We start from the raw sequence: 26,155 nt of genomic DNA, 5'->3' as shown, positions 1-26,155 counted from the left end.
GTACGCGGAACGGGCCGCCCGGTGAGCGCGCTCGTGCCGCTGCCGGTGGTGGTGCCGCTGCTGGGGGCGGCGTTGACCCTGCTGCTGGCCCGGTGGCCCCACCTGCAACGGGCCGTCAGCGTGACCTGCCTCGCCGCCACGCTGGTGGTGGCGGCGCTGCTGCTCGTGCAGGCGTACCGGCACGGGCCGGTGGTGGCGCAGGTCGGCGGGTGGCCGGCGCCGGTGGGCATCGTGCTGGTCGCCGACCAGTTGGCCGCGCTGATGCTGGTGGTCTCCTCGGCGGTGACCCTCTGCGTGCTGCTCTACTCGGTCGGCCAGGGCCAGGCGGACTTCGGCGAGACCGTCCCGGTGACCATCTACCACCCCACCTATCTGGTGCTGACCGCCGGCGTGACGAACGCGTTCCTCGCGGGCGACCTGTTCAACCTCTTCGTCGGCTTCGAGATCCTGCTGGCCGCGAGCTTCGTGCTGATCACCCTCGGCGGCACCGAGGCGCGGATCCGCACGGGCTCGACGTACGTGGTGGTCAGCCTCCTCTCCTCGATGCTGTTCCTCACCGCGGTGGGCCTGGTGTACGCGGCCACCGGCACGCTGAACATGGCCCAGCTCGCCCACCGGCTCGACGCGCTGCCGGACGGCGTACGGCTGAGTCTGGAGCTGATGCTGCTGCTCGCCTTCGGGGTCAAGGCGGCGGTCTTCCCGCTCTCGGCCTGGCTGCCGGACAGCTACCCGACCGCGCCGGCTCCGGTCACGGCGGTCTTCGCCGGCCTGCTCACCAAGGTCGGCGTCTACGCGATCATCCGGACCGAGACGCTGCTCTTCCCCGACGGCCAGGTCGCCGGGCTGCTGATGGTGGTGGCCGGCCTGACCATGGTGGTCGGCGTCCTCGGCGCGGTGGCCCAGTCCGACATGAAGCGGCTCTTCTCGTTCACGCTGGTCAGCCACATCGGCTACATGATCTTCGGGGTGGCGCTGAGCACCGTGGCCGGGCTGTCCGGCGCGATCTTCTACGTGGTGCACCACATCACCATCCAGACCACGCTGTTCCTGGTCGCCGGGCTGGTCGAGGAGCGGGCCGGCAGCACCGACCTGCGCAGGCTCGGCGGGCTGGCCCGGGTGGCGCCGCTGCTCGCGGTGCTCTTCTTCGTGCCGGCCATGAACCTCGCCGGAGTGCCGCCGTTTTCCGGGTTCCTCGGCAAGCTCGGCCTGCTCCAGGCCGGGGTGGCGGCCGGCGGGCCGCTGCCCGGCGCGCTGGTCGCGGCGGGGACGCTGACCAGCCTGCTCACCCTCTACGTGGCCTCGCGGGTGTGGAACATCGCCTTCTGGCGCGCCCCCCGGCTGGCCACCGCCGAGCCGGTGGTCCGGCTGCCGGGGCTGATGGTCGGCGCGACGGTCGCGCTGGTGGCGCTCGGGCTGGCGCTGACCGTCGTCGCCGGGCCGCTCTTCGACGTCACCGCCGACGCGGCCGGCGACCTGCGCGCGCGTACCCCGTACATCCGCTCCGTGCTGCCCGGCGGCGCCTCGTGAACCGCGAACCGGTCGGACCGCACCGGGGCCGGGCGGGGCGGTGGCGCGACCAGTTGATCGCGCTCGGCTGGCTGGTGCTGGTCTGGAACCTGCTCTGGGGCGACTTCTCCTGGGGCAACCTGGTGGGCGGGATGCTGGTGGCCGGGGCGGTGCTGCTGTTCTTCCCGCTGCCGCCGGTCAGCTTCGGCGGCCGGCTGCGGCCCCGGGCGCTGCTGGTCTTCCTGGTGCGCTTCGTCGGCGAGCTGGTCAGCGCCAGCGCGCACGTCGCCCGCATCGCCGTGCAGCCGGGCTGCCGGCCGCGGGGCGCGATCATCGCGGTCCGCCTGCGGGTGCGCACCGACCTGAACCTGGCCCTCACCGCCGAGGCGGTCTCGTTGGTGCCGGGCACGTTGATCATCGAGGTGGACCGGGACGCCGGCGTCCTCTACGTGCACGTGCTCGACGTCCGCGGCCCGCAGGACCTGACCGCCAGCCGGGAGCGGATCCTCGCCGTCGAGCGGCGGCTCGTCCGGGCGGTCGGCTCCGCCGCGGAGGTGCGCCAGGTGGACACCGATCCCGTCGACAGGGGAGCCCTACCGTGACCGCCTTCCTCGCCGTCGTCCTCACCGGCCTGTTCTCGGTGACCGCGCTGCTCGCGCTGATCCGGCTCTACCGGGGGCCGTCCCTGATCGACCGCGTGGTCGCGGCCGACATGCTGCTCGCCACCATGGTCGGCGCGGTCGGCGCCGAGGCGGCGGTCAACCGCCACGCCACGACCCTGCCGGTGCTGGTGGTGCTCTCCCTGCTCGGTTTCGTCGGCTCGGTGTCGTTGGTCCGCTTCGCCGTCCGCGACGGGGAGGAGGCGTGATGCTCGGTACGGTCGCCGACTGGGCCGGCGCCGGCTGCCTGGTCGTCGGCGCGCTGCTGAGCCTCGCCGCCGGGATCGGGGTGCTGCGCTTCCCGGACGCGCTGGACCGGATGCACGCGGCCACCAAGCCGCAGGTGCTCGGGGTGCTGCTCCTGCTGCTCGGCGTGGCGCTGCGGCTGCGTACCCCGGCCGACCTGGGCATGGTGGCGCTGGTCGGGCTCTTCCAGCTGGCCACCGCTCCGGTGGCGGCGCAGATGATCGGCCGGGCCGCCTACCGCACCGGCCGGGTGGACCCCGGCCTCCTCGACGCCGACGAGTTCGCCGACCGCTGACCGCCGACGAGTTCGCCGACCGCTGACCGCCGACGAGTTCGCCGACCGCCGACCGCTGACGAGTTCGCCGACCGCCGACCGCCGACCGCCGACCGCCGGCCGGGTGCCGGCGCGGCGCGCCGGTCGCGCGCACCCCGAGCGGGGTGGTGCGCTGCTGGCCCCGCGGGCGTCCCAATTCGGGGAATGCGGCGATTCTGAGTCTTGCGTATTGCCGGAGGGCCGGTCCCGCTGCACTCTTTCGCAGTGATGGCTGTCGATCAATAGTCGTCCATCGGCGACCGCCCACCCGGCGGAGCCGACCCCGCTCCCACCCCGGAGGACCCATGAGACCCCCCACCCCCCGCTCCGCCTGGCTGGCCGCGCTGGCCGTGGCGGCGGCGACCGTCGTGACCGCATCCGCGGCGACCGCCGCGCCCACCGCCGCCGTCCGGGCCGCCGGGCCGGCGGCGCTCGCCGCGGCGCCGGACATCCCGCTGGCCAACGTGAAGGCGCACCTGTCCCAGTTCCAGTCCATCGCCACCGCCAACGGCGGCAACCGGGCACACGGCCGTCCCGGCTACCTCGCCTCCGTCAACTACGTCAAGGGACAGCTCGACGCGGCCGGGTTCACCACCGTGGTGCAGTCGTTCACCTACAACGGCGCCACCGGCTACAACCTGATCGCCGACTGGCCCGGCGGCGACCCGAACCAGGTGGTGATGACGGGGGCGCACCTGGACAGCGTCTCCGCCGGCCCCGGCATCAACGACAACGGCTCCGGCTCGGCGGCGATCCTGGAGACCGCGCTCGCGGTGGCCCGCAGCGGCCTGACCCCCACCAAGCACCTGCGTTTCGGCTGGTGGGGGGCCGAGGAGCTGGGGTTGCGCGGCTCGCAGTACTACGTGAACAACCTGCCGTCGACCGAGCGCACCAAGATCAAGCAGTACCTGAACTTCGACATGGTGGGCTCGCCCAACGCCGGCTACTTCGTCTACGACGGCGACAACTCCGACGGCGTGGGCTCCGGCCCCGGCCCGGCCGGCTCGGCGCAGATCGAGCAGACCATCCAGGCGTACTTCACCTCCATCGGCGTGCCGACCCGGGGCACCGACTTCGACGGCCGCAGCGACTACGGGCCGTTCATCAGCGTCGGCATCCCGGCCGGCGGCACCTTCACCGGCGCCGAGGGCATCAAGTCCAGCACCCACGCCTCGCTCTGGGGCGGCACGGCCGGTCAGGCGTTCGACCCGTGCTACCACCGCTCCTGCGACACCAGCACCAACATCAACGACACCGCGCTGGACCGCAACGCCGACGCGATCGCGCACACGGTCTGGGCGTTGGCCGGGGCCGGGACCCCGCCGGGCAGCACGGTGTGGAGCGACACCTTCGAGACCGCGACCGGGTGGACCGCCAACCCGGCCGGCACCGACACCGCCACCCTCGGCGGGTGGGAGCGCGGCGACCCCGCGGCCACCAGCAGCTCGGGTGTGACCACCCAACTCGGCACGACGGTCAGCGGCAGCTACGCCCTGGTCACCGGGCCGCTCGCCGGCAGCAGCGCGGGGGCGTACGACCTCGACGGCGGGGTGAGCACCATCCAGTCGCCGGCGATCACGCTGCCGTCGACCGGCACGCTCAACCTCTCATTCTCCTGGTACCTGGCCCACCTGAACAACGCCAGCAGCGCCGACTACCTGCGCGTGCGGGTGGTCGGGAGCAGCACCGTCACGGCGCTGGACGCGGCCGGGGCCGCGAGCAACCGGGCGGCGGCCTGGCAGAGCGCCGGTGTGGACGTCTCGGCCCTGCGCGGACAGACCGTACGGATCGTCGTCGACGCGGCGGACGCGAGCGGCGCCAGCCTCGTCGAGGCGGCCGTGGACGACGTGCGGATCACCCAGAGCTGAGCCGGCGCGGGGCCCCCTGTCAGGCCGTGAACCGGACGACAGGGGGCCTTCGGCGCACCTTCAGCGGGCGTACAGCCGGCACGGATAAAATGGCTGCATGATCGACTCGTCTGCCCAGGAGGGCAGCAGTAGCGAGCCGGGTCCTGCCCGGCGATTCCCGACCCCGACGGCCACGGGAGCCCTGAGCGACCCGTGTTGATCGTCCTCGGTCTTCTCTTCATCATCGTTCTCACCGCCGCCACCGGTTACTTCGTGGCCCAGGAGTTCGGTTACGTCGCCGTCGACCGGGGCAGGCTCAAGCAGCTCGCCGACGACGGCGACAAGGCCGCCGCCCGGGCCCTCGAGGTGACCGGACGGCTGTCGTTCATGCTCTCCGGCGCCCAGCTCGGCATCACCGTCACCGCCCTGCTGGTCGGTTACGTCGCCGAGCCGTTCCTCGGCGCCGGGCTGGCCGAGCTGCTCGGGGTGGCCGGCGTCTCCACGGCGGTCAGCCTCCCGCTCTCGGTCGCCCTGGCCCTGCTCATCGCGACGGTGGTGCAGATGGTCCTGGGCGAGCTGGCCCCGAAGAACCTCGCCATCGCCCGGGCCGAGCCCTTGGCCAGGGCCCTGAGCCGCTCCACCCTGATGTACCTCAAGGTGGCCGGCCCGTTGATCAAGCTCTTCGACCGCGCCGCCGTGCGGCTGCTCCGCCGCGTCGGCATCGAGCCGATCGAGGAGCTGCCCAGCGGCGCCACCCCGGAGGACCTGGAGCAGATCATCGCGGAGTCCCGCCAGGAGGGGCACCTGACGGCCGAGATGTCCACGCTGCTCGACCGGGGGCTCGACTTCCGCGAGCTGACCGCCGGCGAGGCCATGGTGCCCCGCGTCGACGTGCACACCGTTCGCGCGCACGAGCCGGTCAGCCGGGTGGTCGAGCTGCTGGACACCGGGAAGTCCCGCTTCCCCGTCCGCGGCGCGGAGGGCGTCGACGACCTGGTCGGCGTCATCGGCATCGCCGACGTGCTCGGCGTGCCCCCGGAGCGCCGCGCGGCCACCCCGGTCAGCGCGGTGGCCGGCCCGCCGCTGCTGGTGCCGGAGACGCTGCCGCTGCCGACGGTGCTGGACCGGCTCCGGTCCGGGCACCGGCAGCTCGCCTGCGTGGTCGACGAGTACGGCGGCTTCGCCGGCGTGATCACCCTCGAGGACATCGCCGAGGAGCTGGTCGGCCCGATCCGCGACGAGGACGACCCGCCCGAGCGGGCCCCGGCCCGGCAGGACGACGGCTCCTGGGTGGTGCCGGCCCGCTGGCGCATCGACGAGGTCGCCGACAGCACCGGCATCGCCCTGCCCGAGGCCCCAGAGTACGACACCCTCTCCGGCCTGGTCATGCGGGAGCTGGGCCGGGTGCCCGAGGTCGGCGACCGGCTGGAGATCAACCTGACCGCCGACGGCGACGACGGCGCGGTCGAGCCGCGCGCCCTGGTCGAGGTGCTGGCCGTCGACCGGCACGTGGCCGACTCGGTCCGGCTGCGGGTCGCCGAGCCGGGGGAGGTGTCGGCGTGAGCCCCGGCATCGCGCTGTTCACGTCGGTGATCCTGCTGGCGTTGAACGGGTTCTTCGTGGCCGCCGAGTTCGCCCTGGTGGCCAGCAAGCGCTACCGGCTGGAGCAGGCGGCCGCCGGCGGCGGTCGGGCCGCCCGGGCCGCGCTGGACGGGGTGCGGGAGCTGTCGCTGATGCTCGCCGGCGCGCAGCTCGGCATCACGCTGTGCACCCTGGGGCTCGGCGCGCTCGCGGAGCCGGCGATCGAGCACCTGCTCAGTCCGCTGCTGCACGCGGTCGGGCTGCCGGACGCCGCCAGCCACGCCGTCGCGCTGATCCTCGCGCTCAGCGTGGTCACCTTCCTGCACCTGGTGGTCGGCGAGATGGCGCCGAAGTCCTGGGCGATCACCGACGCGGAGCGCTCGGCGATGCTGCTGGCGCTGCCGTTCCGCGCCTTCGCGCGGGTCGCCCGGCCGGTGCTGTCGCTGATGAACGCCCTGGCCAACGCGATGCTGCGGCTGGTCAAGGTCAACCCGCAGGACCAGCTCGCCCAGGTGCACGGCCCCGACGAGCTGCGCATCCTGCTGGAGCAGTCCCGCGAGCACGGGCTGCTCGGCGCCGAGCAGCACCAGATGCTGACCAGCATGCTGGAGTTGCAGGGCACCACGGTGGCCCAGGTGATGGAGCCGTTCCACCAGATGGTGACGGTCCGCCGCGACGAGGACGCCACCCGGATCGAGCAGGTCAGCCGGGACAGCGGCCGGTCGCGGCTGGCCGTGCTGGACGCGAACGGCGACGTCTGCGGCCTCGTCCACGTCCGGGAGGCGGTGCGGGCCACCACCACGGGTCGTACGACCACCGCCGGTGACCTGATGACCAACGCCTTCACCCTGCCCGCCTCGGCCACGGTGACCGAGGCGGTGGCGGCGATGCGGGCCCGGCAGTCCCAGCTCGCGCTGGTGCGCAACGGCGGCGGGCCGACCCGGCCGATCGGCTTCGTCGCGCTGGAGGACCTGCTGGAGGAGGTCATCGGCGAGTTCGACGACGAGACCGACCCAGTGCCGCGCGGCCGACGCATGAGGTGACGCCGCCGGCGTCCGGGCGGTCTTCACCGAAGACCGCCCGGACGCCCGCCCGGTCCGCGAGGCTGATCCGGGGGCGCGAGGCTGGTCGCGCGTGGAGTCCGCCCTGGGGCGGGCCGCGAGGCTGGTCGGGTGGCGCCGCTCCGGGCGGGCCCGCGAGGGCCGGATGCGACGGGGGAGTGCGGGTGCGGTTGACCGGGGTGTCGCCGGAGTCCGGGTGGACCGGGCTGTCCGTCCGCACCGCCCTGGCCAACCCGAGCACCCGCCCCGGCCTGCGGCTGCCCGGGCGGGTCACGGTCATCGCCGGCTCGGCCGACGTGCCGGTGCTGCACGTGCGGCTCGGCCTGGTCACCACGGCGGAGCCGGACGACCCGGAGGCGCCGCGCCGCCTGGTGCAGTTCCACCAGGCGACCGTGGCCGACGGCTTCGTGCTGCGGGCCGGGCGGGGCCGCTCGATCCCGTTCGAGTTCCCGCTGCCGTGGGAGACCCCGGTGACCGTCTTCGGCGGGGTGCCCCTGCTCAGCCTGCGGATGGGACTGCGCACCGAGGTGGCGATCGAGCCGCGGCTCGACCAGGGCGCGATGGTGCCGGTCTTCGTGCACCCGCTGCCCACCCAGGCGCACATCCTGGCGGCCCTGGACACGCTGGGCTTCAGCATGCGCCAGGCCGGTCTGGTCGACGCCCGGCTGCCGGGGGTGGAGCAGACCCTGCCGCTGCACCAGCGGCTGGGATTCTGGGTGGCCCCGCTCTACGCCGGGCCGATCACCGAGTTGGAGCTGATCTTCATCGCCAACCCGGCCGGGCTGGAGGTCATCCTCTGGATGGACCGCCGGCTGGCCCTGGCCGGGATCACCCACCAGAGCATCAGCCGCTTCCGGATCTGGCACGTGCGCGCGGACCGGCGGGACTGGGTCGCGACGGTGGACGGCTGGCTGCGCGAGGCCATCAACCGGCACGCCGCGGCCGCCGCCCACGCCGACTGGTCCGCCACCATCTCCGAGTCCGCGCACGTCAGCCGCCCGCCGGACGAGCCCCTGCACCCCGGCTTCGGGCTCGGTGGCACCGCCGGCGGGGCCGGCATCGGCGGCTCCGGCGGCGGCGACGGCACCTGACCCGCCCCGCCCCCCGCCGCGTCGACCTTGCACTTCCTGCCCCGGCATACCGGGCGACCGCGCCCGTGACGGGGACGGAGAGTGCAGGATCGCGGGGCGCGCGGGGAGGCGGGGTCAGACCGTGGCGGTGGCCAGTTTGAGGCTGAAGCCGAGGAAGAGGGCGGCGACGCCCGTGGTGGCGCCCGCGGCGAGGCGGCGGCGCCGGCGGAACTGGGCCGCCAGGAACGTTCCGGCGAAGATCAGCGCGGTCAGGTAGAGCGCGCTGGTGACCTGGGCGATCAACCCGAGCAGCAGGAACGACAGCGCCGGCCACGCGTAGCCCGGATCCACGAACTGGATGAAGAACGAGACGAAGAACAGGATCGCCTTCGGGTTGAGCAGGCTGATCACCAGCGCCTTGCGGAACGGGCTGCGCATCGCCGCCGGCTCCGCGGCGTCGATGAGCCGCGGCGCGGTCGGGTCGTTGCGGTCGCGCCAGCGCCGCCAGGCGCCGCGCAGCATCGTCAACCCCACATAGCCGAGGTACGCGGCGCCGGCGTACTTGATCACCAGGAAGAGCGGCGGGTACGCCTTGAGCAGCGACGCCACCCCGGCGGCGGAGAGGAACATCAGCACCCCGTCGCCGACGAAGACCCCGCCGGCGGCCCGGTAGCCGGCGGCCACGCCCCGCTGCGCGGCGGTGGAGAGCACGAAGAGGGAGTTGGGACCGGGCAGCAGGATGATCGCCACGGTGCCCAGCACGTACGTCCAGATGTCGGTGATGCCCAGCACGCCCGTCATCATCGGGCCGACGGTGCCGTCCGGCGAAGCCTTTCCCGCAGCGCGACCTGTGCGTTCGGCCACTCGTCGACGGTCATCGAATACTGCACGGTGTCCCGCCACGAGCCGTCCGGGCGCTGCTTGTGCATCCGCAGCACCCCCTCGCGGGACGCGCCGAGGCGCTCGATCGCCCGCTGCGAGCGCTCGTTGCGGATGTCGGTGTGCCAGACCACCCGCACCGCGCCCAGCTCGTCGAAGGCGCGGGTGAGCAGCAGCAGCTTCGCCTCGGTGTTGATCCCGGTACGCCACCACGGCCGGCCGAGGAAGGTGTACCCGATCGCCACCGACCGGCGTTCCGGGTCCACCTCGTAGTAGGAGGTGGTGCCGACGACCGCGCCGGTGACGGCGCAGCGCTGCACCCACGGCACCCGCTCGCCCCGGTGGTGCCCGGCGAGCGCGGCGGCGACCACCTCGGCCGTCGCGGCGGCGTCGGCCGGCTGGGCGTTGCCCAGGTGCCGCCAGACCTCCGGGTCGGTGGTGGCGGCGTACAGCTCGTCGGCGTGCGTGAGGTCGAGCGGCTCCAGCACCACGTGTTCCCCGCGCAGCACCGCCGGGTCGAGCCACGGCGAGCGGGCCGACCGCAGGTACGCCGGCACCGGCGCGCCCACTCCGGCGTCCGGCTCGGGCAGCCCGGCGGTGAGCCGCAGGGGCACCACCCCGGCCCAGTGCGGCAGCGCCCGGTCCGCCTCGTCCTCGCGTACGCCGCCGGTGCGGGCGCGGACGGAGACCTCGCGCAGCGGCAGGGCCAGCACGGCCGTCTCGGCCAGTTCCCTCCGGCTCGGCGGGCGGCTGTCGCCGCTGCGCCCGGCGCCGACCTTCTCCACCAGTGCGGTGAGCATCCGCGCCTTCTCCCGCTCGTCGGTCACCAGGTGCGCCGTGCCGTGCGCGACCACCGACCGGTAGTTGGCGCTGTGGTGGAACTGGGAGCGGGCGTAGACGAGGCCGTCGAGCAGGGTCACCGCGACGCTGACCGGCAGCCCCTCGCCCCGGGCCGCGAGCAGCGGCCGGCTGCCGGTCGAGCCGTGCAGGTAGAGGGTGTCGCCGATGCGTACGTGCAGGGTGGGCAGCACCCGCGGCTCGCCGTCGACGGTGAACGCGAGCGCGCAGTGGTACGCCTCGTCCAGGACCGCGTGCGCGGCGGCGGCGTCGTAGCTCATCCGGTCCCGGGAGCGGCTGGCGGTGGTCCGATCGGTGCGTGCGTACATGCTCCCGCCTTTGTTCTAGTACAATCTCCGATTTGTGTCAGCACGCTATCAGGTCGTCGGTACGACGGCCGTCGAGATTTCGGCCAGCATCGAGTCGGGCATCCGCGCCGCCGCCCTCGCTCCCGGCGCCCCCCTGCCGGCGGTGCGGGCGCTCGCCGCCCAGCTCGCCGTCAGCCCGGCCACCGTGGCCCGGGCCTACCGGGAGCTGCGCCAGCGGGGGCTGGTGGTGACCGCCGGCCGACACGGCACCCGGGTCCGGCCCCGCCCGCCGGTGGCGGCCCGCCGCTCCGCGCTGCGCCCGCCCGCCCCCGGCCTGCGCGACCTGTCCCTGGGCGAGCCGGACGCGCGGCTGCTGCCGCCGCTGGGCGCGCACCTGGCCGGCCTCGCCGCCGACGCCGGGCCGCCCGTCGGCTACGCCACCGCCGGGGTGCTGCCCGAGCTGGCCGTGGTCGCCCGCGAGCGGTTGGCCGCCGACGGCGTGCCGGCGGCGGAGCTGACCCTCACCGGCGGCGCGCTGGACGGCATCGAACGGCTGCTCGGCGCGCACCTGCGCCCCGGCGACGCGGTCGCGGTCGAGGACCCGGGCTGGGCCAACCTGCTCGACCTGGTCGCCGCGCTCGGGCTGCGGCCGATCGGGGTGCCGGTCGACGACGACGGTCCGCTCGTCGGCGGCGTCCGGGCCGCCCTCGCCGCCGGCGCGCGGGCGCTGATCGTGACCAGCCGGGCGCAGAATCCCACCGGCGCGGCCGTCTCCGCCGGGCGGGCCGAGGAGCTGCGTGCCCTGCTCGCCGGCCGGTCCGACCTGCTGCTGATCGAGGACGACCACGCCGCCGAGCTGGCCCGCGTGCCGCTGCACCCGCTCGCCGGGGCGACCCCGACGTGGGCCTTCGTCCGCTCGGTGAGCAAGCCCTTCGGGCCCGACCTGCGGCTGGCCGTGCTGGTCGGGGACGAGACCACGGTGGCCCGGGTGGCCGGCCGGGCCCGGATCGGCGCCGGCTGGGTCTCCACCGTGCTGCAACGGCTGGTCCTGTCGCTGTGGCGCGACCCCGCGACGGCCCGGCTGGTGGACGACGCGGCCGCCAGCTACGAGCGGCGGCGCGCGGCCCTGGTCGACGCGCTCGCCGGCCACGGGCTCGCCGCCCACGGCCGCAGCGGCATCAACGTCTGGCTGCCGGTGACCGACGAGACCGGCGCGCTGACCGCCCTGCGCGACGCCGGCTGGGCGGTCGCGCCCGGCGCGCTCTACCGGATCGCCGGCCCGCCGGGGTTGCGGATCACCGTCAGCCCGCTCGACGAGGCGGAGATCCCGGCGCTGGCCGGGGCGGTGGCCCGGGCGGTCCGTCCCGCGCCCTCCGGCGGCTTCACCGCATGAGGCCGCCGGGGCCGTCGCGGCGGCTCCGCTGCGTGCGGCCCGCCCGCCGGCGCGCGTTACGGCGGGTCCCCGCGCGTGACCGGCGGCGGGCGGGGTAGAACAGTCGCCATGGCCGAGCAGACCGCAACCGCGCCGGGCGCGCAGCAGTTCATCCCGCCGCAGGCCGACACCCTCGACGACCTGCGCGCCGCCGCCGCCGGCTGCCGGGGCTGCGAGCTGTACCGGGACGCGTCGCAGACCGTGTTCGGCCGCGGCGACGCCGGCGCCCGGGTGGTCTTCGTCGGCGAGCAGCCCGGCGACATGGAGGACCAGAAGGGGCTGCCGTTCGTCGGCCCGGCCGGCCGGCTGCTGCGCAGGGCGGTCGACGACGCCGGGCTCGACCCGGGGCACATCTACCTCACGAACGCCGTGAAGCACTTCAGGTTCGAGCTGCGCGGCAAACGGCGCATCCACCAGACCCCGGACCGGGTGCACGTCACCGCCTGCCGGCCCTGGCTGGTGGCCGAGTTCGCCCAGCTGCGCCCGGAGATCGTCGTGGTGCTCGGCGCGACCGCGGCCAAGGCGCTGCTCGGCCCGACGTTCCGGGTCACCCGGCAGCGCGGCGAGCTGCTGCCCTGGCCGGCGTCGGCCCAGCACCCGGAGGACTTCCAGCGGGTGCCCGTGGACGCGAAGGGCACCGTCGCCGACGCGCCGCCGGCCCGGCTGCTGGCCACCATCCACCCGTCCGCCGTGCTCCGCGCCGACGACCAGGACAAGGCGTACGACGGGCTGGTCGCCGACCTCACCGTGGCCGCCCGCGCCCTCGCCGGCTGAGCTGTCGGCCCCTGGGCAGGCGGGCGGTGCCACACTGGCCGCCATGGAGCAGCATCTCTACGAGCGCGACCACGAGGACTTCCGCGCGCTGTGCCGTGAGTTCCTGAGCCGGGAGGCCGTACCCCACCACGAGCGCTGGGAGGCCGACGGGATCGTCGACCGCGAGGTGTGGCGCCGGGCCGGGGCGGCCGGCCTGCTGGGCATGGACGTCGACCCGGAGTACGGCGGCGGCGGGCAGCGCGACTTCCGGTTCAACGCGGTGCTGGACGAGGAGATCGTCGCCGCCGGCTGCACCGGGCTCGGCTTCGGTCTGCACAACGACGTGGTGGCGCCGTACCTGACCGAGCTGACCACGGCGGAGCAGCGCAAGCGCTGGCTGCCCGGCTTCTGCTCCGGCGACCTGGTCACGGCGATCGCGATGAGCGAGCCCGGCGCCGGCTCCGACCTCGCCGGGATCCGCACCAGCGCGGTCCGCGACGGCGACAGCTGGGTGCTCAACGGCCAGAAGACCTTCATCACCAACGGGGAGCTGGCCGACCTGGTGGTCGTGGTCGTCCGCACCGCGCCGGACCAGGGCGCGCACGGGGTGAGCCTGGTCGCGGTGGAGGCGGGCACTCCCGGCTTCGCACGGGGCCGGCGGCTGGCCAAGGTCGGCCTGAGGGCCAACGACACCGCCGAGCTGTTCTTCTCCGACTGCCGGGTGCCGGCGGAGAACCTCGTCGGCACCGAGAACCACGGCTTCTACCACCTGATGGCCAACCTGCCCCGGGAGCGGCTCAGCATCGCGGTCGCCGCGGTGGCCGCCTGCGAGCGGCTGCTCGCGCTCACCCTCGACCACGCCCGCACCAGGGAGGCGTTCGGCCGGCCGATCGGGTCGTTCCAGCACAACCGCTTCCTCCTGGCCGAGCTGGACACCGAGGTCACCATCGCGCGCACCTTCGTCAACCACTGCGTCGCCGAGTACGGCGCCGGCCGGCTCTCGGTCACCGACGCCGCCAAGGCGAAGTGGTGGACCACCGAGCTGCAGAACAGGGTCGCCGACCGCTGCGTGCAGCTGCACGGCGGCTACGGCTACATGCTGGAGTACCCGGTGGCGAAGGCCTGGCTGGACGGGCGGGTGCAGACGATCTACGGCGGCACCACCGAGATCATGAAGGAGATCATCGGCCGCGGTCTCGGCCTGTAGCGAAACCGGCTGCGGGGCGGCGGAGCCGGTGCGCAAGGATGGAGCGGCACCCCGCCCCTTACCGTCGAAGGAGCCGCCGATGGCCACCGACCTCGTCGCGCCGCTGACCGCGCCCGACGTCGCGCCGATCCAGCGGCGTACCCTCCGGCTGCTCTTCGTCACCCAGATCGTCGGCGGGATCGGGGTGACGGTCGGCGTCGCGGTCGGGGCGCTGCTCGCCGCCGACATCGCCGGTACCGCCGTGGCCGGCCTGGTGAGCAGCGCCGCCGTGGTGGGCGGGGCCCTGCTCGCGGTGCCGGTCACCCGGATCATGACCGGCCACGGTCGGCGGCCCGGCCTGGTCCTGGCCTATCTCGCCGGCGCGGCCGGGGGCGGGTTGGTGGTCCTCGCCGCCGTCACCCGCTGGATCCCGCTGCTCTTCCTCGGCATGCTCCTCTTCGGCGGCGGCAGCGCGGCCAACCTCCAGGCCCGCTACGCCGCGGTGGACCTCGCCGAGCCGGCGCGCCGGGGCCGCCAGCTCTCGCTGATCGTCTGGGCCACCACCATCGGCGCGGTCGCCGCGCCGAACTTCGCCGCGCTCGCGGACCGCACCACCAGCGGCTGGGGCCTGCCGACGCTGGCCGGTCCGTTCGCGTTCAGCGCCGTCGCGCTGGCGCTGGCCGCCGGGGTGATCCTGGCGCTGTTGCGACCCGACCCGCTGCTCACCGCGCGCCGGCTGGCGGCGGCCGCCGCCCCGGCGGTCACCCCGCCCGGCGCCGCGCCCGCCGTCACCCCGCCGCCGGACGCCGTCGCCACACCGGCGCCGACCGGCCGGCGCACCGCCGGCATGCGGGCCGCCTGGTCCGTGGTACGCACGCGCCCGGCCGCCCGGCTCGGCATCGCGGCGGTGGCGGTCGGGCACCTGGTCATGGTCGCGGTGATGGTGATGACCCCGGTGCGCCTGCACGAGTGGCACGACGACGCCGACGTGCTGCGGGTGGTCGGCCTCGTGCTGAGCCTGCACATCGCCGGCATGTACGCCCTCGCCCCGGTGGCCGGCTGGCTCACGGACCGGGTCGGCCGCCGGGCGGTGATCCTCGGCGGCGTCGGGGTGCTGCTGGTGGCGTGCGCGGTCGCCGGCACCGCCGGGCACCACACGACCCGGCTCTCGATCGGGCTGTTCCTGCTCGGCCTGGGCTGGTCGGGGACCATGGTGGCCGGCTCCACCCTGCTGTCGGAGTCGGTGCCGGTCGGGATCCGGCCGAGCGTCCAGGGGCTCTCCGACCTGACCATGGGGCTGGCCGGCGCCGCCGCCGGGGCGCTCAGCGGGTTTGTCATGGAGGTGGCGGGTTATCCGGTGCTCGCCCTGCTCGCGGCGGTCGCGGTGGTGCCCCTGGTGGCGCTAGCGTTGCGGCCGGTGCCGGCGGGCGCACCGGACGAGGAGGACTGATCACGTGCGGCTGACCGACTTCTGGTCCCGGCTGGAGGAGGCGTTCGGCTCCGCCTACGCGGCCAGCATCGCCCGCGACCAGGTGCTCTCCCAGCTCGACGGTCGGACCATCGAGCAGGCGCTCGCCTCGGGTGAGCAGGCGCACGTGGTGTGGCGCGCGGTCTGCGCCGCCTATCCCGACCGGGTGCCCGCACGGCTACGCTGAGCAGCCATTTCGCCGCTTCCGCGTGTCGCTTGCCGACTCGTACACCTGTTCGGCTATTGTCCACAGCGGGGTGCTCGTCCACAGCTCACGGCCGGTCGGCTGGTTTTCTGTCGGACCCAGCGCCTAGCGTGTCCCGCGTGACGCGAAGCTCAGGAAAGACGCCGGCGAAGGCAGGGGTGGCAAACATGGCCGCAGGGCCCGACCGGGAGAAGGCACTCGACCTTGCTCTCGCTCAGATCGACAAGCAGTTCGGCAAGGGTTCGGTGATGCGGCTGGGGGAGCGGCCCGTCATCCAGACCTCGGTGATCCCCACCGGCTCGATCGCGCTCGACGTGGCGCTCGGCGTGGGCGGCCTGCCCCGCGGCCGGGTCGTCGAGATCTACGGTCCGGAGTCCAGCGGTAAGACCACGGTCGCCCTGCACGCGGTGGCCAACGCCCAGCGGGCCGGCGGCATCGCCGCCTTCGTCGACGCCGAGCACGCGCTCGACCCGGAATACGCGAAGGCCCTCGGCGTCGACACCGACGCCCTGCTGGTCTCCCAGCCGGACACCGGCGAGCAGGCGCTGGAGATCGCCGACATGCTGGTCCGCTCCGGCGCGATCGACATCATCGTGATCGACTCGGTGGCGGCCCTGGTGCCGCGCGCCGAGATCGAGGGCGAGATGGGCGACAGCCACGTGGGTCTCCAGGCCCGGCTGATGAGCCAGGCGCTGCGGAAGATCACCGGTGTGCTCAACAACACCGGCACCACCGCGATCTTCATCAACCAGCTCCGCGAGAAGATCGGCGTGATGTTCGGCAGCCCCGAGACCACCACGGGTGGTCGGGCGCTGAAGTTCTACGCCTCGGTCCGGCTCGACGTGCGCCGCATCGAGAGCCTCAAGGACGGCACCGACGTGGTCGGTAACCGCACCCGGGTCAAGGTCGTGAAGAACAAGGTCGCCGCGCCGTTCAAGCAGGCCGAGTTCGACATCATGTACGGCAAGGGCATCTCCCGCGAGGGCTCGCTGATCGACGTGGGCGTCGAGCAGGCGATCATCCGCAAGTCCGGCGCCTGGTACACCTACGACGGCGACCAGCTCGGCCAGGGCAAGGAGAAGGCCCGGGAGTTCCTCAAGGAGAACCCGGACGTGGCCGCCGAGATCGAGAAGAAGATCCTGGAGAAGCTCGGCGTCGGGGTCGGCGCGGGCGACGCCGCCGGTGGCCCGGAGCTGCCGCCGGTCGACTTCTGACCGGTCGCTGACCCGTGGCAGGACGACGCGCCCGCACGGGGCGGGGCTGGGATGCCAGTCCGCCCCGCACGGGCGACGGCACCACGACCCCCCGGGCTCGCCGGCACCGCCGCGGTCACGCCGAGGAGACCGACCCCGAGGCGCCCACCGGCACGCCCCGCGACGAGGCGGAGCTGGCGCGGGAGATCTGCCTGCGCCAACTCGCCGTCCGGCCGCGCACCCGGGCCGAGCTGGCCGGGGCGCTGGCGAAGCGGGGAATCTCCGAGGAGGTCTCGGCGGAGGTGCTCGACCGCTACGACGAGGTCGGCATCATCGACGACGCCGCCTTCGCGCGGGCCTGGGTGTCCAGCCGGCACGCCGGCCGGGGCCTGGCCCGCCGGGCGCTCGCCAACGAGCTGCGCCAGCGCGGCGTCGACGGCGAGGTCGCCAGCGAGGCGCTCGGCGAGCTGGACGAGGAGACCGAGGCCGAGACCGCCCGCGCCCTGGTCGAGCGGAAGCTGCGGTCCGCCCGCGGCGAGCCGGACGCGGTCTTCCGGCGCCTGGTGGCCATGCTGGCCCGTAAGGGCTATCCGCCCGGCGTGGCGATCCGGGCGGTGAAGGACGCACTGGCCGCGCAGAGCGCCGAGGCGGCCGAGTTCGCCGAGCAGATCGACGCCGACGCACTCGCCGACGCCGAGGGCGACCCGGATCGGGACAGCCGCTCCCTCGGGTGAGCGTGACTGGAGGGAGAGTTCCGTGCTGAAGGCGTGCCTCAACGGCGGTCGTGGGCGCGACGAGCATCCGGCGGTGCCGGTCACCCCGGCCGACCTGGCCGCCGACGCGGCCCGCTGCGCCGGGCTCGGCGCCGGGGCGGTGCACGTGCACCCGCGGGACCTCGCCGGCCGCGAGTCCCTGCACCCGTCGGTGATCGCCGCCGCGCTGGACGCGATCCGGGCCGCCAGCCCGGGTCTGCCGGTCGGCGTGAGCACCGGGGCCTGGATCGAGCCGGACCCGGCCGCCCGGGTGGCCGCCGTCCGGGCCTGGACGGTGTTGCCGGATTTCGCCTCGGTCAACGCGCACGAGCCCGGCGCGGAGGCGGTCGCCGCGGCGCTGCGCGAGCGGGGCGTCCTCGTGGAGGCGGGGCTCTGGACGCGCGACGCGGTCGAGGCGTACAAGGGCTGGCAGGTGCCGGTGGGGCGGATCCTCATCGAGTGCATGGCCGAGGACGCGGAGGCCGCCCTCGCGGACGCGGCCGACATGCTCGCCGCGCTGCCGTCCCCGGCCGCCGGAGCCCCGCCGGTGCTGCTGCACGCCGAGGGCCCGGCGACCTGGCCGATCCTCGCCGAGGCGGTCCGCCGGGGCCTGCACAGCCGCATCGGCCTGGAGGACACGCTGTGGCTGCCCGACGGGGCGTTCGCGCCCGGCAACGCCGACCTCGTGGCGGCGGCGGTGGCCGCCGGCGCCCGCTGACCCGCCGACGGCCGACGGTTCCGTCACATGACCGAGGGCTCCGGCGTCCCCCGTTCCGGGCGCGCGGCCCGGCCTGAGCAGGGCTGACGTGCCGCGACGGTCCCCAGCCCGCCCGGCTTGTCCGCTGGTGTCCGTCGTGCAGTCAGCGCACCGTGACGTGACAACTTCTCTCCGTTCGGGGGGTTTGATCATGAGTTCTTGACCAGACCGCCCCGAGAGACCTAGCCTCGCCATACAGGCTCACATTGCCCGACCAGCGCAGGCTAAGCGCACAACATAGATCGCGTAACAGAACAGCATCACTTTGGTCGACACGTCGGCCACTGGCGGCAGCTTCGGACAGGCCGTTCCGAGGCTGACGCGACAACTGCACCCGGCCGCCGGCGATGCCCCGCGTGGGCACCGTCGACGGAAACCTACCCACGGCCAGTCGCTCCGGTCGGGCGTCCACAGCCGCAGGGTGCGTGTCCACCGGCACCGTCGCTGCGGTCCCGACGTTCAGGGGAGGCGGCCATGGCGAGGCGGCGCAGGTTCACCGGGGTGCCGACATGAGCGGGCCGAACGTCGGGCCCGGCCCCGTGGTCATCGGGCGGAGCGGGGCGCCGGCATGAGCGGTTTCGACGTGCTGATCCTCGTGGTGGTGCTGGTCCTGACCGTGGTCGTGCTCGGGGCGGTGCTGCTCGGCGTACGGACGGTGCGCCGGCTCGGCGCGGCGCCGGCACCGGAGGATCCCGCCTTCATCGCCGAGAAGGACCGGCAGGAACAGTCCCTGGCCGCGCTCCGCAGCGCCGCCGACGAGGCCAACAGCACGATCGACGTGGCGAAGTCCGCCGCCGCGGCGGCCCGGGCCGAGGCCGCCGCCGCGAAGGCCGAGGCGAAGGCCGCCCGGGCCGAGGCGCGCCGGGTGCTCGACGACGCCCGGGCCGAGGCCGACACCATCCTGGAACGGGCCCACAAGCAGGCCGAGGCGGACGCGGAGCAACTGCGGGCCACGGCCCGGCGCAGCGGCGAACGGGAGGTCGCGGTGCTCGCCGCCACCACCCGGGAGCAGGCCGCCGAGGTGGAGCGGCGGGCGGCCCGGATGGACGAGCGCGAGCGGCTGCACACCGAGGAGGTGGAGCGCCTCGCCGAGCGGGAGCGGCAGCTCAGCGCCGCCAGCGCGGCCCTGGCCGCCCGCGAGGCCGCGCTCGACCAGCGGGAGGCGGAGCTGGCCGAGGCGGAGGAGCGGCGGCGCCGGGAGCTGGAGCGGGTCGCCGGCCTCACCGCCGACACGGCCCGGGCGGAGCTGATCGAGGCGATCGAGGTGCAGGCCAAGCGGGAGGCCGCGCTGCTGGTCCGGGACATCGAATCCGACGCCCGCAACACCGCCGAGCAGCGCGCCCGGCACATCGTCGTCGACGCCATCCAGCGGGTCGCCAGCGAGCAGACCGCGGAGAGCGTGGTCAGCGTCCTGCACCTGCCCGGCGACGAGATGAAGGGACGGATCATCGGCCGGGAGGGCCGCAACATCCGCGCCTTCGAGTCGGTCACCGGCGTCAACCTGATCATCGACGACACCCCCGAGGCGGTGCTGCTCTCCTGCTTCGACCCGGTGCGCCGGGAGGTCGGCCGGCTGACCCTGGAGAAGCTGGTCCTGGACGGGCGAATCCACCCGCACCGGATCGAGGAGGTCTACGACCTGGCCCGGCACGAGGTGGAGGAACTCTGCCAGCGGGCCGCCGAGGACGCCCTGGTCGAGGTCGGCATCACCGAGATCCACCCGGAGCTGGTCACCCTGCTCGGCCGGCTGCGCTACCGGACGTCGTACGGGCAGAACGTGCTCAAGCACCTGGTGGAGACCGCGCACATCGCCGGCATCATGGCCGCCGAGCTGCGGCTCGACGTGCCGACCATCAAGCGCTCGGCGTTCCTGCACGACATCGGCAAGGCGCTCACCCACGAGGTGGAGGGCAGCCACGCCATCATCGGCGCCGACCTGGCCCGCAAGTACGGCGAGAGCGAGGACGTCGTCCACGCCATCGAGGCGCACCACAACGAGGTGCCGCCGCAGACCATCGAGGCCGTGCTCACCCAGGCGTCCGACGCCTGCTCCGGCGGACGGCCCGGGGCACGGCGGGAGAGCCTGGAGGCGTACGTCAAGCGGCTGGAGCGGATCGAGGAGATCGCGGCGGGCAAGCTCGGCGTGGAGAAGGTCTTCGCCATGCAGGCGGGCCGGGAGATCCGGGTGATGGTCAAGCCGGACGACGTGGACGACATCGGCGCCGCCGTGCTGGCCCGGGACGTGGCGAAGCAGATCGAGGAGGAGCTGACCTACCCGGGTCAGATCCGGGTCACCGTGGTCCGCGAGTCGCGGGTCACCGAGATCGCCCGCTGACGACCGTCTCGACCGCGCGGCGGGGTGGCGGCGAGGTCCGCGATGCCTCCGGCCGGGCTACCCCACGATGCTGTCGAGCCACCCCTGGAACGCCGACGCCGTGCCCCGCCGCTCCTCGCGGCCGGGCACGGCGTCGGTCGGATGACCCTGCCGCGGCGGTGCGGCTCAGCCCTGGGGCTCGGCCACCGCGCCCCCGCCGGCCGGCGTCGAGTCCGGGACGGTCTGCTTCGCGATCCGGTACGCCCGCCGGCTGCTGCGCCGGTCGAGCCAGGTGGCGAGCGCGGTGAGCAGCGAGTTGATCACGATGTAGATGGCGGCCACCACGATCGCGGCGGCGACCACGTTCCCCTTGTTGGCGGAGAGGTCGTTGACGCCGCGCTGGAGCAGCTCGGGGTAGGCGACGATGTAGCCGAGCGCGGTGTCCTTGAGGAGCACCACGAGCTGGCTCACGATCACCGGCAGCATCGCGCGGGCCGCCTGCGGGATCAGGATGAGCTGCATGACCTGGCTCTTGCGCATGCCGATCGCGTAGGCCGCCTCGGCCTGGCCGCCGGGCAGCGACCGGATGCCCGCCCGGAACGCCTCGGCGAGCACCGAGCCGTTGTAGAGCGTCAGGCCGATCACCACGGCCCAGAACGCCGGCACCGGCCCCTGGATGAGGAACGGCACGCCGTAGAAGATGAAGAAGATCATCAGCAGCAGCGGGACGGCGCGGAAGAACTCGACCACGGCACCGGCCGGGATGCTGATCCAGCGGTGGTCGGAGAGCCGGCCGACCGCGAAGATGATGCCGAAGGCGAGCGAGAGCACCATGCCGACGGCCGCCGCCCAGAGGGTGGCCCGCAGGCCCGGGCCGATGAACTGGGTCCAGGTGGCCGTCTGCGTGAAGGGCTGCCAGAGGTAGCCCTCCCACTGGCCGGCCTCGTCGAACTTGGCGTACACCCACCAGAGCAGGCCGACCAGGGCGACGCCGAAGACGACGGTCAGCACCGCGTTGCGGACCTTGGCCCGGGGCCCCGGGTGGTCGTAGAGGATGGAGCTGGTGCTCATCAGCGCTTCACCGCCAGTCGGTTGGCCAGCCAGCCGAAGAAGTAGCCGGTCGGGATCAGGAGCGCGGCGAACGTGCCGGCGAAGACCAGGAAGATCGGGATGACCGCGTCACCGTTGCTGTTGATGAGGTCCTTCATCACGTTGGAGGACTCCATCAGCCCGATGGTGCCGACGATCGTGGCGTTCTTGCAGAGCGCGATCAGGATGCTGCCCAGCGGGGCGACCACCGAGCGGGCGGCCTGCGGCAGCACGACGATCCGCAGGGTCTGGGCGAAGGTCAGCCCGATTGCGCGGGCGGCCTCGGCCTGGCCGGCGGGCACCGTGTTGATGCCCGAGCGGATCGCCTCGCAGACGAACGCGGCGGTGTAGACCGACAGGCCCACGACCCCGAGCCAGTAGTTGTTCAGGTCCAGGTCGTCCGCCAGGCTCAGCCCCAGCGTGGAGAAGAGACCGAAGTAGCAGAAGAAGATGACCAGGGTCAGCGGGGTGTTGCGGAAGATGTTGACCCAGGCCGCCCCGAAGCCGCGCAGGACGGGCACCGGGGAGACCCGCATCGCGGCCAGCAGCACGCCGAGCACCAGCGCGAACACTGCCGAGGCACCGGTCAGCTTGAGGATCCAGAGGAAGCCCGACAGATAGGCGTCGAAGTTCGTCGGGTCAGCGAATACGTGCATGCGTCGGCTCCCGGGGCAGGTCGTCGGCGTCCGGACAGGGCGAGGCCGGCATCCTTCCGGATGCCGGCCCCGGAACTGTCAGACGCTGCCGCAGTTGGTCAGCTTGGTGGTGTCCAGCTCGGGCGCGGCCTTGCCGCTCTTGCCCAGGGTGGCGTCCCAGGCGGCCTTGTAGCTGCCGTCCGCCGCGGCGGCCTTGAGGATCTCGTTGACCTTCTCGCAGCCGTCCTTGTCGTCCTTCTTCAGGCCGATGCCGTAGGGCTCGGTGGAGAAGGTCTTGCCGACCACCTTGAACTTGCCGGCGTACTGGTCCTGGGCGGCGTAGCCGGCGAGGATGATGTCGTCGGTGGTGACGGCGTCGACCTGGCCCTTCTCCAGCAGCGGCAGGCACTTCGAGTACGAGTCGAACTGCTGGAGCTTGGCCTTCGGGTAGTCGGTCTGGATCCGCTTGGCCGGGGTCGACCCGGACACGGAGCAGACCGTCTTGCCGTCGAGGCCCTCCGGCCCGGCCAGCGCCGAGTCGGCCTTCACCAGGAGGTCCTGCCCGGCGATGAAGTACGGCCCGGCGAAGTTGACCTTCTTCTTGCGCTCGTCGTTGATCGTGTAGGTCGCGACGACGAGGTCGACGGTGCCCTGCTGGATGAAGGGCTCGCGGTTGTTGGAGACGGTGGTCTTCCACTCGATGTTGTTCGCGTCCACGCCGAGACCCTTGGCGATGATCTTGCCGATCTCGATGTCGAAGCCCTCGTACTGGCTACCGGTCTGCAGGCCCAGGCCCGGCTGGTCGGCCTTGACGCCGATGACCAGCTTCTTCTGGCTCTGGGCCTTGCCGACGATGCCCTTGGCGGACGAACCGCCGGAACCGCTGTCGCTGTCGCCGCCGCAGGCGGTCATGGCGAGCGAGAGGGCGGCGACCGCGGCGACCGCCGCCACGCGCTTGATACGCATACTCATCTCCTTCTTCGACGGAACCCGCCGGGGGACGGCGCGCTCCGGGGGTACGGACGCCTAGTGCGTGAGGATCTTGGAGAGGAAGTCCTTGGCCCGCTCGCTGCGCGGGTTGCCAAAGAACTCGGCCGGCGGGGCGTCCTCGACGAGCTTGCCGTCGGCCATGAAGATGACCCGGTTCGCCGCGTGCCGGGCGAAGCCCATCTCGTGGGTCACCACGACCATCGTCATGCCCTCGCGGGCCAGTGACGTCATCACGTCCAGCACCTCGCCGACCATCTCCGGGTCGAGCGCGCTGGTCGGCTCGTCGAAGAGCATCGCCTTGGGCTGCATGGCCAGCGCCCGCGCGATCGCGACGCGCTGCTGCTGGCCGCCGGAGAGCTGGGCCGGGAACTTGTCGGCCTGGTTGGCGATGCCGACCCGGTCCAGCAGGGCCAGGCCGCGCTCGCGCGCCGCCGCCGGCTTCTCCTTGCGGACCTTGATCGGTCCGAGGGTGACGTTCTCCAGGATCGTCTTGTGCGCGAAGAGGTTGAACGACTGGAAGACCATGCCGACCTCGCTGCGCAGCTTCGCCAGCGCCTTGCCCTCGGCTGGCAGCGGCTGCCCGTCGAAGGTGATGGTGCCGGAGGTGATCGGCTCCAGCCGGTTGATGGTGCGGCAGAGCGTCGACTTGCCGGAGCCGGACGGGCCGATGACCACAACCACCTCGCCGCGCCCGACCGACAGTGAGACGTCGTCCAGCACGTGCAGCGGCCCGAACCACTTGTTGACCGAGTTCAGCACGATGAGCGGTTCGCCCGTCGTCACGTCGTCCACCGTCCCTGTCGTCACGTGGGGTCGGATGACCCCCGGTGGGCAACTGTAGGCGGGGGGATGTGGCGGAACGCAACTCCGTTGGTCACGGAGCGGTAACACCGTTTCCAGCCGAGGTCGGGAGTCGGATTTTGACCACGAAACCGGTCCGCCGGGGTGGCGCGGCCGGGGCGGTGTGGAGATCATGTGGGGATGACGGAACCGGTGCGGCTGACCCGGTACGCCCGCGGCGGCGGATGCGCCTGCAAGATCCCCCCGGGTGAGCTGGAGGCGATGGTCGCCGGCCTCGGCCCGGCCACGGGCACCGCGGACCTGCTCGTCGGGCTGGACCACGGCGATGACGCGGCGGTGGTCCGGCTCGACGAGCGCACCGGCCTGGTCACCACCGCCGACTTCTTCACCCCGGTCGTCGACGACGCGTACGACTGGGGGCGGATCGCCGCCACCAATGCCCTCTCCGACGTCTACGCGATGGGCGGCACCCCGCTCGTCGCGCTCAACCTGCTCTGCTGGCCGCGCGACGTGCTGCCGCTGGAACTGGCCCGGGAGGTGCTGCGCGGCGGGCAGGACGTGGCCCGGGACGCCGGTTGCCACCTCGCCGGCGGGCACAGCGTCGACGACGAGGGCCCCAAGTACGGGCTCGCCGTCACCGGGGTGGTCCGCCCCGAGGAGCTGATCACCCTGGACGCGGGCCGGCCGGGGCTGCCGCTGTCGCTGACCAAGCCCCTCGGCGTCGGGGTGCTCAACACCCGGCACAAGACCACCGGGGAGAGCTTCCCCGAGGCGGTCGCCGCGATGACCACCCTCAACCGGGACGCCGCGCGGGCGGCGGTGGCGGCGGGCGTCCGCTGCGGCACCGACGTGACCGGCTTCGGCCTGCTCGGGCACGCCGCCAAACTGGCCCGGGCGAGCCGGCTGACGGTGGCGATCGACGCCGCCCGGGTGCCCTACCTGGACGGCGCGCGGGAGGCGGTGCGCGACGGGCACGTCAGCGGCGGCAGCCGCCGCAACCTGGACTGGGTCACGCCGTGGACCGACTTCGGCCGGGTCGCCGAGCACGAGCGGCTGCTGCTGGCCGACGCGCAGACCTCGGGCGGTCTGCTGGTCGCCGGCGAGCTGCCCGGCGCCACCGTGGTGGGTGAGCTGCTGCCTCCCGGCGAACACCGGCTGGTCGTGCGCTGACCGGCGCGGGCCGGGGAGCCGGCGCGCCCGGAGCGGCCGGCGCCGGTCGGCCCGGGAAACCGGCGGCGCGGCCCGGCGGGGGAGCGCGAAGCGGGCCACCGTACCCGATAAACTGTCACCTTTCCGCTACTCGGAGCAATGGCGCCCGAGGAAATTTTGCCCGGAATGGTCACAGACCGGTAACTTGCCCCCGGCTGAGGTCATATGCACCCCACCATCGTCAGTAAGGCCCGATCCGGAGGCCGGTGGGACGAGCACAGCGAGGAGGCGGCATGACCGAGCTGTGGAACTGGAGAATCGACCAGGTGCGGCTGGTGGAGGTCTACCCGGCACTGGCCGAGGCGCTCGGTCGGGTGGTGATGCCCCTGGCGGCGGCGGACCCGGCCCGGCTGCCGGCGTACGCGGTGATCTGCGACGTCTGGCAGGCGCCGGGGGAGTTCGCCACGATCGTGGACTGCTACGGGGTGCCCGACGGGCTGCCCGAGCACGCCAGCATCGCCGCCCTGGCGCGGCTGCTGGACCGCAACTGCCTGCTGCGCGACGACACCCTCGACGCCGGCCGGCACCTGTTGGTCGCCCCCGACGGGACGATCCGGCCGGTGCACTTCGACGTCCGGGAGACCGACGACGGCGAGGTGCTCGGCAACCAGCGGCTCTGCACCGACGCCGATCCCCGCTGCCGCGGCTGGTCGCAGTGCCACCGCTCCCGCTGGGCCCCGGACTCGGTGCTGCCCGCGCTCGCCGCCGCCTGACCCGGCCGGCCCCGGCGCGACCTCGTGCCCGAGCCCGCTGTCGCGCAGGATCGGGCGAGGTCGCGCCGGGCGCCGGAGGTCAGCGGGCCGGGCCGGCGGAGCGGCCGCCGCGTACCTCCAACTGCTCCAGCAGGGTCGCGGTGGCCGCGGCGACCGCGGCGACCGCCGCGTCGAAGGCCGCGGCGTTGTGCGCGGCGGGCTTGCGGAAGCCCGAGATCTTCCGGACGTACTGCAAGGCCGCGGCCTCGACGTCCGCCGGGGTCACCTCGGGGACGTACGGCTCACGAAGGGTCTTGATGCTCCGGCACACGGCTCCTCCTCGTTCGTTCGGTCTTCTCGGCCCGGATACGC

At 73.8% G+C, this 26,155-nt stretch carries 26 protein-coding genes; 19 read left to right on the top strand and 7 right to left on the bottom strand.

Annotation, left to right across the window (positions count from 1 at the left end; all coding sequences use genetic code 11):
- Positions 1 to 21: 21 nt before the first annotated feature.
- From ACGF7U_RS09650 to ACGF7U_RS09615, 8 genes are all read left to right on the top strand, one after another.
- Positions 22 to 1,527, top strand: a complete 1,506-nt coding sequence (locus tag ACGF7U_RS09650; protein WP_393104793.1) for a Na+/H+ antiporter subunit D — start codon at positions 22 to 24, stop codon at positions 1,525 to 1,527.
- Positions 1,524 to 2,108, top strand: coding sequence for a Na+/H+ antiporter subunit E (locus ACGF7U_RS09645; RefSeq protein WP_393104791.1), 585 nt, complete (start codon positions 1,524 to 1,526; stop codon positions 2,106 to 2,108). Before ACGF7U_RS09650 ends, ACGF7U_RS09645 begins: the two co-directional genes overlap by 4 nt.
- Positions 2,105 to 2,374 carry a monovalent cation/H+ antiporter complex subunit F gene (locus ACGF7U_RS09640; protein ID WP_393104789.1) on the top strand — a complete coding sequence of 90 codons (270 nt, stop codon included), beginning with the start codon at positions 2,105 to 2,107 and terminating at the stop codon, positions 2,372 to 2,374. Before ACGF7U_RS09645 ends, ACGF7U_RS09640 begins: the two co-directional genes overlap by 4 nt.
- A complete protein-coding gene (gene mnhG / locus ACGF7U_RS09635; RefSeq protein WP_393104787.1) occupies positions 2,374 to 2,706 on the top strand; it encodes a monovalent cation/H(+) antiporter subunit G in 333 nt (110 codons plus the stop codon). Before ACGF7U_RS09640 ends, mnhG begins: the two co-directional genes overlap by 1 nt.
- Positions 2,707 to 3,029: 323 nt before the next feature.
- A complete protein-coding gene (locus tag ACGF7U_RS09630) occupies positions 3,030 to 4,592 on the top strand; it encodes a M28 family metallopeptidase (protein ID WP_393104785.1) in 1,563 nt (520 codons plus the stop codon).
- Between the two features lie 192 nt (positions 4,593 to 4,784).
- Complete coding sequence (locus tag ACGF7U_RS09625; protein ID WP_393104783.1) at positions 4,785 to 6,134, top strand: hemolysin family protein; 1,350 nt, start codon at positions 4,785 to 4,787, stop codon at positions 6,132 to 6,134.
- Positions 6,131 to 7,195, top strand: coding sequence for a hemolysin family protein (locus tag ACGF7U_RS09620; protein WP_393104781.1), 1,065 nt, complete (start codon positions 6,131 to 6,133; stop codon positions 7,193 to 7,195). The genes ACGF7U_RS09625 and ACGF7U_RS09620 overlap by 4 nt, the downstream gene beginning before the upstream one ends.
- A 182-nt stretch (positions 7,196 to 7,377) precedes the next feature.
- Positions 7,378 to 8,304: a sporulation protein gene (locus tag ACGF7U_RS09615; RefSeq protein WP_393104779.1), complete on the top strand. Its 927-nt coding sequence runs from the start codon at positions 7,378 to 7,380 to the stop codon at positions 8,302 to 8,304.
- A gap of 114 nt (positions 8,305 to 8,418) precedes the next feature.
- Here ACGF7U_RS09615 and leuE read toward each other — a convergent pair whose 3' ends face one another.
- Positions 8,419 to 9,087 carry a leucine efflux protein LeuE gene (gene leuE, locus ACGF7U_RS09610; RefSeq protein WP_393104777.1) on the bottom strand — a complete coding sequence of 223 codons (669 nt, stop codon included), beginning with the start codon at positions 9,085 to 9,087 and terminating at the stop codon, positions 8,419 to 8,421.
- Positions 9,084 to 10,328, bottom strand: coding sequence for a bifunctional pyridoxamine 5'-phosphate oxidase family protein/GNAT family N-acetyltransferase (locus tag ACGF7U_RS09605; RefSeq protein WP_393104775.1), 1,245 nt, complete (start codon positions 10,326 to 10,328; stop codon positions 9,084 to 9,086). Before ACGF7U_RS09605 ends, leuE begins: the two co-directional genes overlap by 4 nt.
- Before the next feature lie 34 nt (positions 10,329 to 10,362).
- Here ACGF7U_RS09605 and ACGF7U_RS09600 point away from each other — a divergent pair, with 34 nt between their 5' ends.
- From ACGF7U_RS09600 to rny, 9 genes are all read left to right on the top strand, one after another.
- Positions 10,363 to 11,700: an aminotransferase class I/II-fold pyridoxal phosphate-dependent enzyme gene (locus ACGF7U_RS09600; RefSeq protein WP_393104773.1), complete on the top strand. Its 1,338-nt coding sequence runs from the start codon at positions 10,363 to 10,365 to the stop codon at positions 11,698 to 11,700.
- Between the two features lie 108 nt (positions 11,701 to 11,808).
- On the top strand, positions 11,809 to 12,513 hold the full coding sequence (locus ACGF7U_RS09595) for a UdgX family uracil-DNA binding protein (RefSeq protein ID WP_393104771.1): 705 nt from the start codon (positions 11,809 to 11,811) through the stop codon (positions 12,511 to 12,513).
- A 43-nt stretch (positions 12,514 to 12,556) separates the two neighbouring features.
- Positions 12,557 to 13,699 (top strand): acyl-CoA dehydrogenase family protein, encoded by a 1,143-nt coding sequence (locus tag ACGF7U_RS09590; RefSeq protein WP_393104769.1) that lies wholly within the window; start codon positions 12,557 to 12,559, stop codon positions 13,697 to 13,699.
- 79 nt (positions 13,700 to 13,778) lie between these two features.
- Positions 13,779 to 15,128, top strand: coding sequence for an MFS transporter (locus tag ACGF7U_RS09585; protein ID WP_393104767.1), 1,350 nt, complete (start codon positions 13,779 to 13,781; stop codon positions 15,126 to 15,128).
- 4 nt (positions 15,129 to 15,132) lie between these two features.
- The gene (locus tag ACGF7U_RS09580; protein WP_393104765.1) at positions 15,133 to 15,333 is read left to right on the top strand and encodes a DUF3046 domain-containing protein; all 201 of its coding nucleotides are present in this window, start codon (positions 15,133 to 15,135) and stop codon (positions 15,331 to 15,333) included.
- 185 nt (positions 15,334 to 15,518) lie between these two features.
- Entirely contained in the window at positions 15,519 to 16,565 is a 1,047-nt protein-coding gene (gene recA, locus ACGF7U_RS09575; RefSeq protein WP_088978017.1) for a recombinase RecA, read from the top strand.
- Between the two features lie 14 nt (positions 16,566 to 16,579).
- A complete protein-coding gene (locus ACGF7U_RS09570; protein WP_393104763.1) occupies positions 16,580 to 17,278 on the top strand; it encodes a regulatory protein RecX in 699 nt (232 codons plus the stop codon).
- 22 nt (positions 17,279 to 17,300) lie between these two features.
- On the top strand, positions 17,301 to 18,014 hold the full coding sequence (locus tag ACGF7U_RS09565) for a 3-keto-5-aminohexanoate cleavage protein (protein WP_393104761.1): 714 nt from the start codon (positions 17,301 to 17,303) through the stop codon (positions 18,012 to 18,014).
- A gap of 607 nt (positions 18,015 to 18,621) precedes the next feature.
- Positions 18,622 to 20,388, top strand: a complete 1,767-nt coding sequence (gene rny / locus ACGF7U_RS09560) for a ribonuclease Y (protein ID WP_393104759.1) — start codon at positions 18,622 to 18,624, stop codon at positions 20,386 to 20,388.
- 165 nt (positions 20,389 to 20,553) lie between these two features.
- Here rny and ACGF7U_RS09555 read toward each other — a convergent pair whose 3' ends face one another.
- From ACGF7U_RS09555 to ACGF7U_RS09540, 4 genes are all read right to left on the bottom strand, one after another.
- On the bottom strand, positions 20,554 to 21,438 hold the full coding sequence (locus tag ACGF7U_RS09555; protein WP_393104757.1) for an amino acid ABC transporter permease: 885 nt from the start codon (positions 21,436 to 21,438) through the stop codon (positions 20,554 to 20,556).
- The gene (locus ACGF7U_RS09550; RefSeq protein ID WP_393104755.1) at positions 21,438 to 22,112 is read right to left on the bottom strand and encodes an amino acid ABC transporter permease; all 675 of its coding nucleotides are present in this window, start codon (positions 22,110 to 22,112) and stop codon (positions 21,438 to 21,440) included. The genes ACGF7U_RS09555 and ACGF7U_RS09550 overlap by 1 nt, the downstream gene beginning before the upstream one ends.
- Before the next feature lie 78 nt (positions 22,113 to 22,190).
- Positions 22,191 to 23,057, bottom strand: coding sequence for a glutamate ABC transporter substrate-binding protein (locus tag ACGF7U_RS09545; protein ID WP_393104753.1), 867 nt, complete (start codon positions 23,055 to 23,057; stop codon positions 22,191 to 22,193).
- Between the two features lie 60 nt (positions 23,058 to 23,117).
- Positions 23,118 to 23,873: an amino acid ABC transporter ATP-binding protein gene (locus ACGF7U_RS09540; protein WP_393105292.1), complete on the bottom strand. Its 756-nt coding sequence runs from the start codon at positions 23,871 to 23,873 to the stop codon at positions 23,118 to 23,120.
- A gap of 189 nt (positions 23,874 to 24,062) precedes the next feature.
- Here ACGF7U_RS09540 and selD point away from each other — a divergent pair, with 189 nt between their 5' ends.
- Positions 24,063 to 25,052 carry a selenide, water dikinase SelD gene (selD, locus tag ACGF7U_RS09535; protein WP_393104751.1) on the top strand — a complete coding sequence of 330 codons (990 nt, stop codon included), beginning with the start codon at positions 24,063 to 24,065 and terminating at the stop codon, positions 25,050 to 25,052.
- A 272-nt stretch (positions 25,053 to 25,324) separates the two neighbouring features.
- Positions 25,325 to 25,804 (top strand): hypothetical protein, encoded by a 480-nt coding sequence (locus ACGF7U_RS09530; RefSeq protein WP_393104749.1) that lies wholly within the window; start codon positions 25,325 to 25,327, stop codon positions 25,802 to 25,804.
- A 79-nt stretch (positions 25,805 to 25,883) separates the two neighbouring features.
- On the opposite strand, the gene ACGF7U_RS09525 is transcribed toward ACGF7U_RS09530, so the two are convergent.
- Complete coding sequence (locus ACGF7U_RS09525; protein ID WP_393104747.1) at positions 25,884 to 26,114, bottom strand: DUF2277 family protein; 231 nt, start codon at positions 26,112 to 26,114, stop codon at positions 25,884 to 25,886.
- Positions 26,115 to 26,155: the final 41 nt, after the last annotated feature.

The organism is Micromonospora sp. NPDC047670 (assembly GCF_043204915.1).
Taxonomy (GTDB): Bacteria; Actinomycetota; Actinomycetes; order Mycobacteriales; family Micromonosporaceae; genus Micromonospora.
The sequence above is the reverse complement of the archived record's forward strand: the minus strand, read 5'-3'. Positions and strand labels throughout refer to the sequence as shown.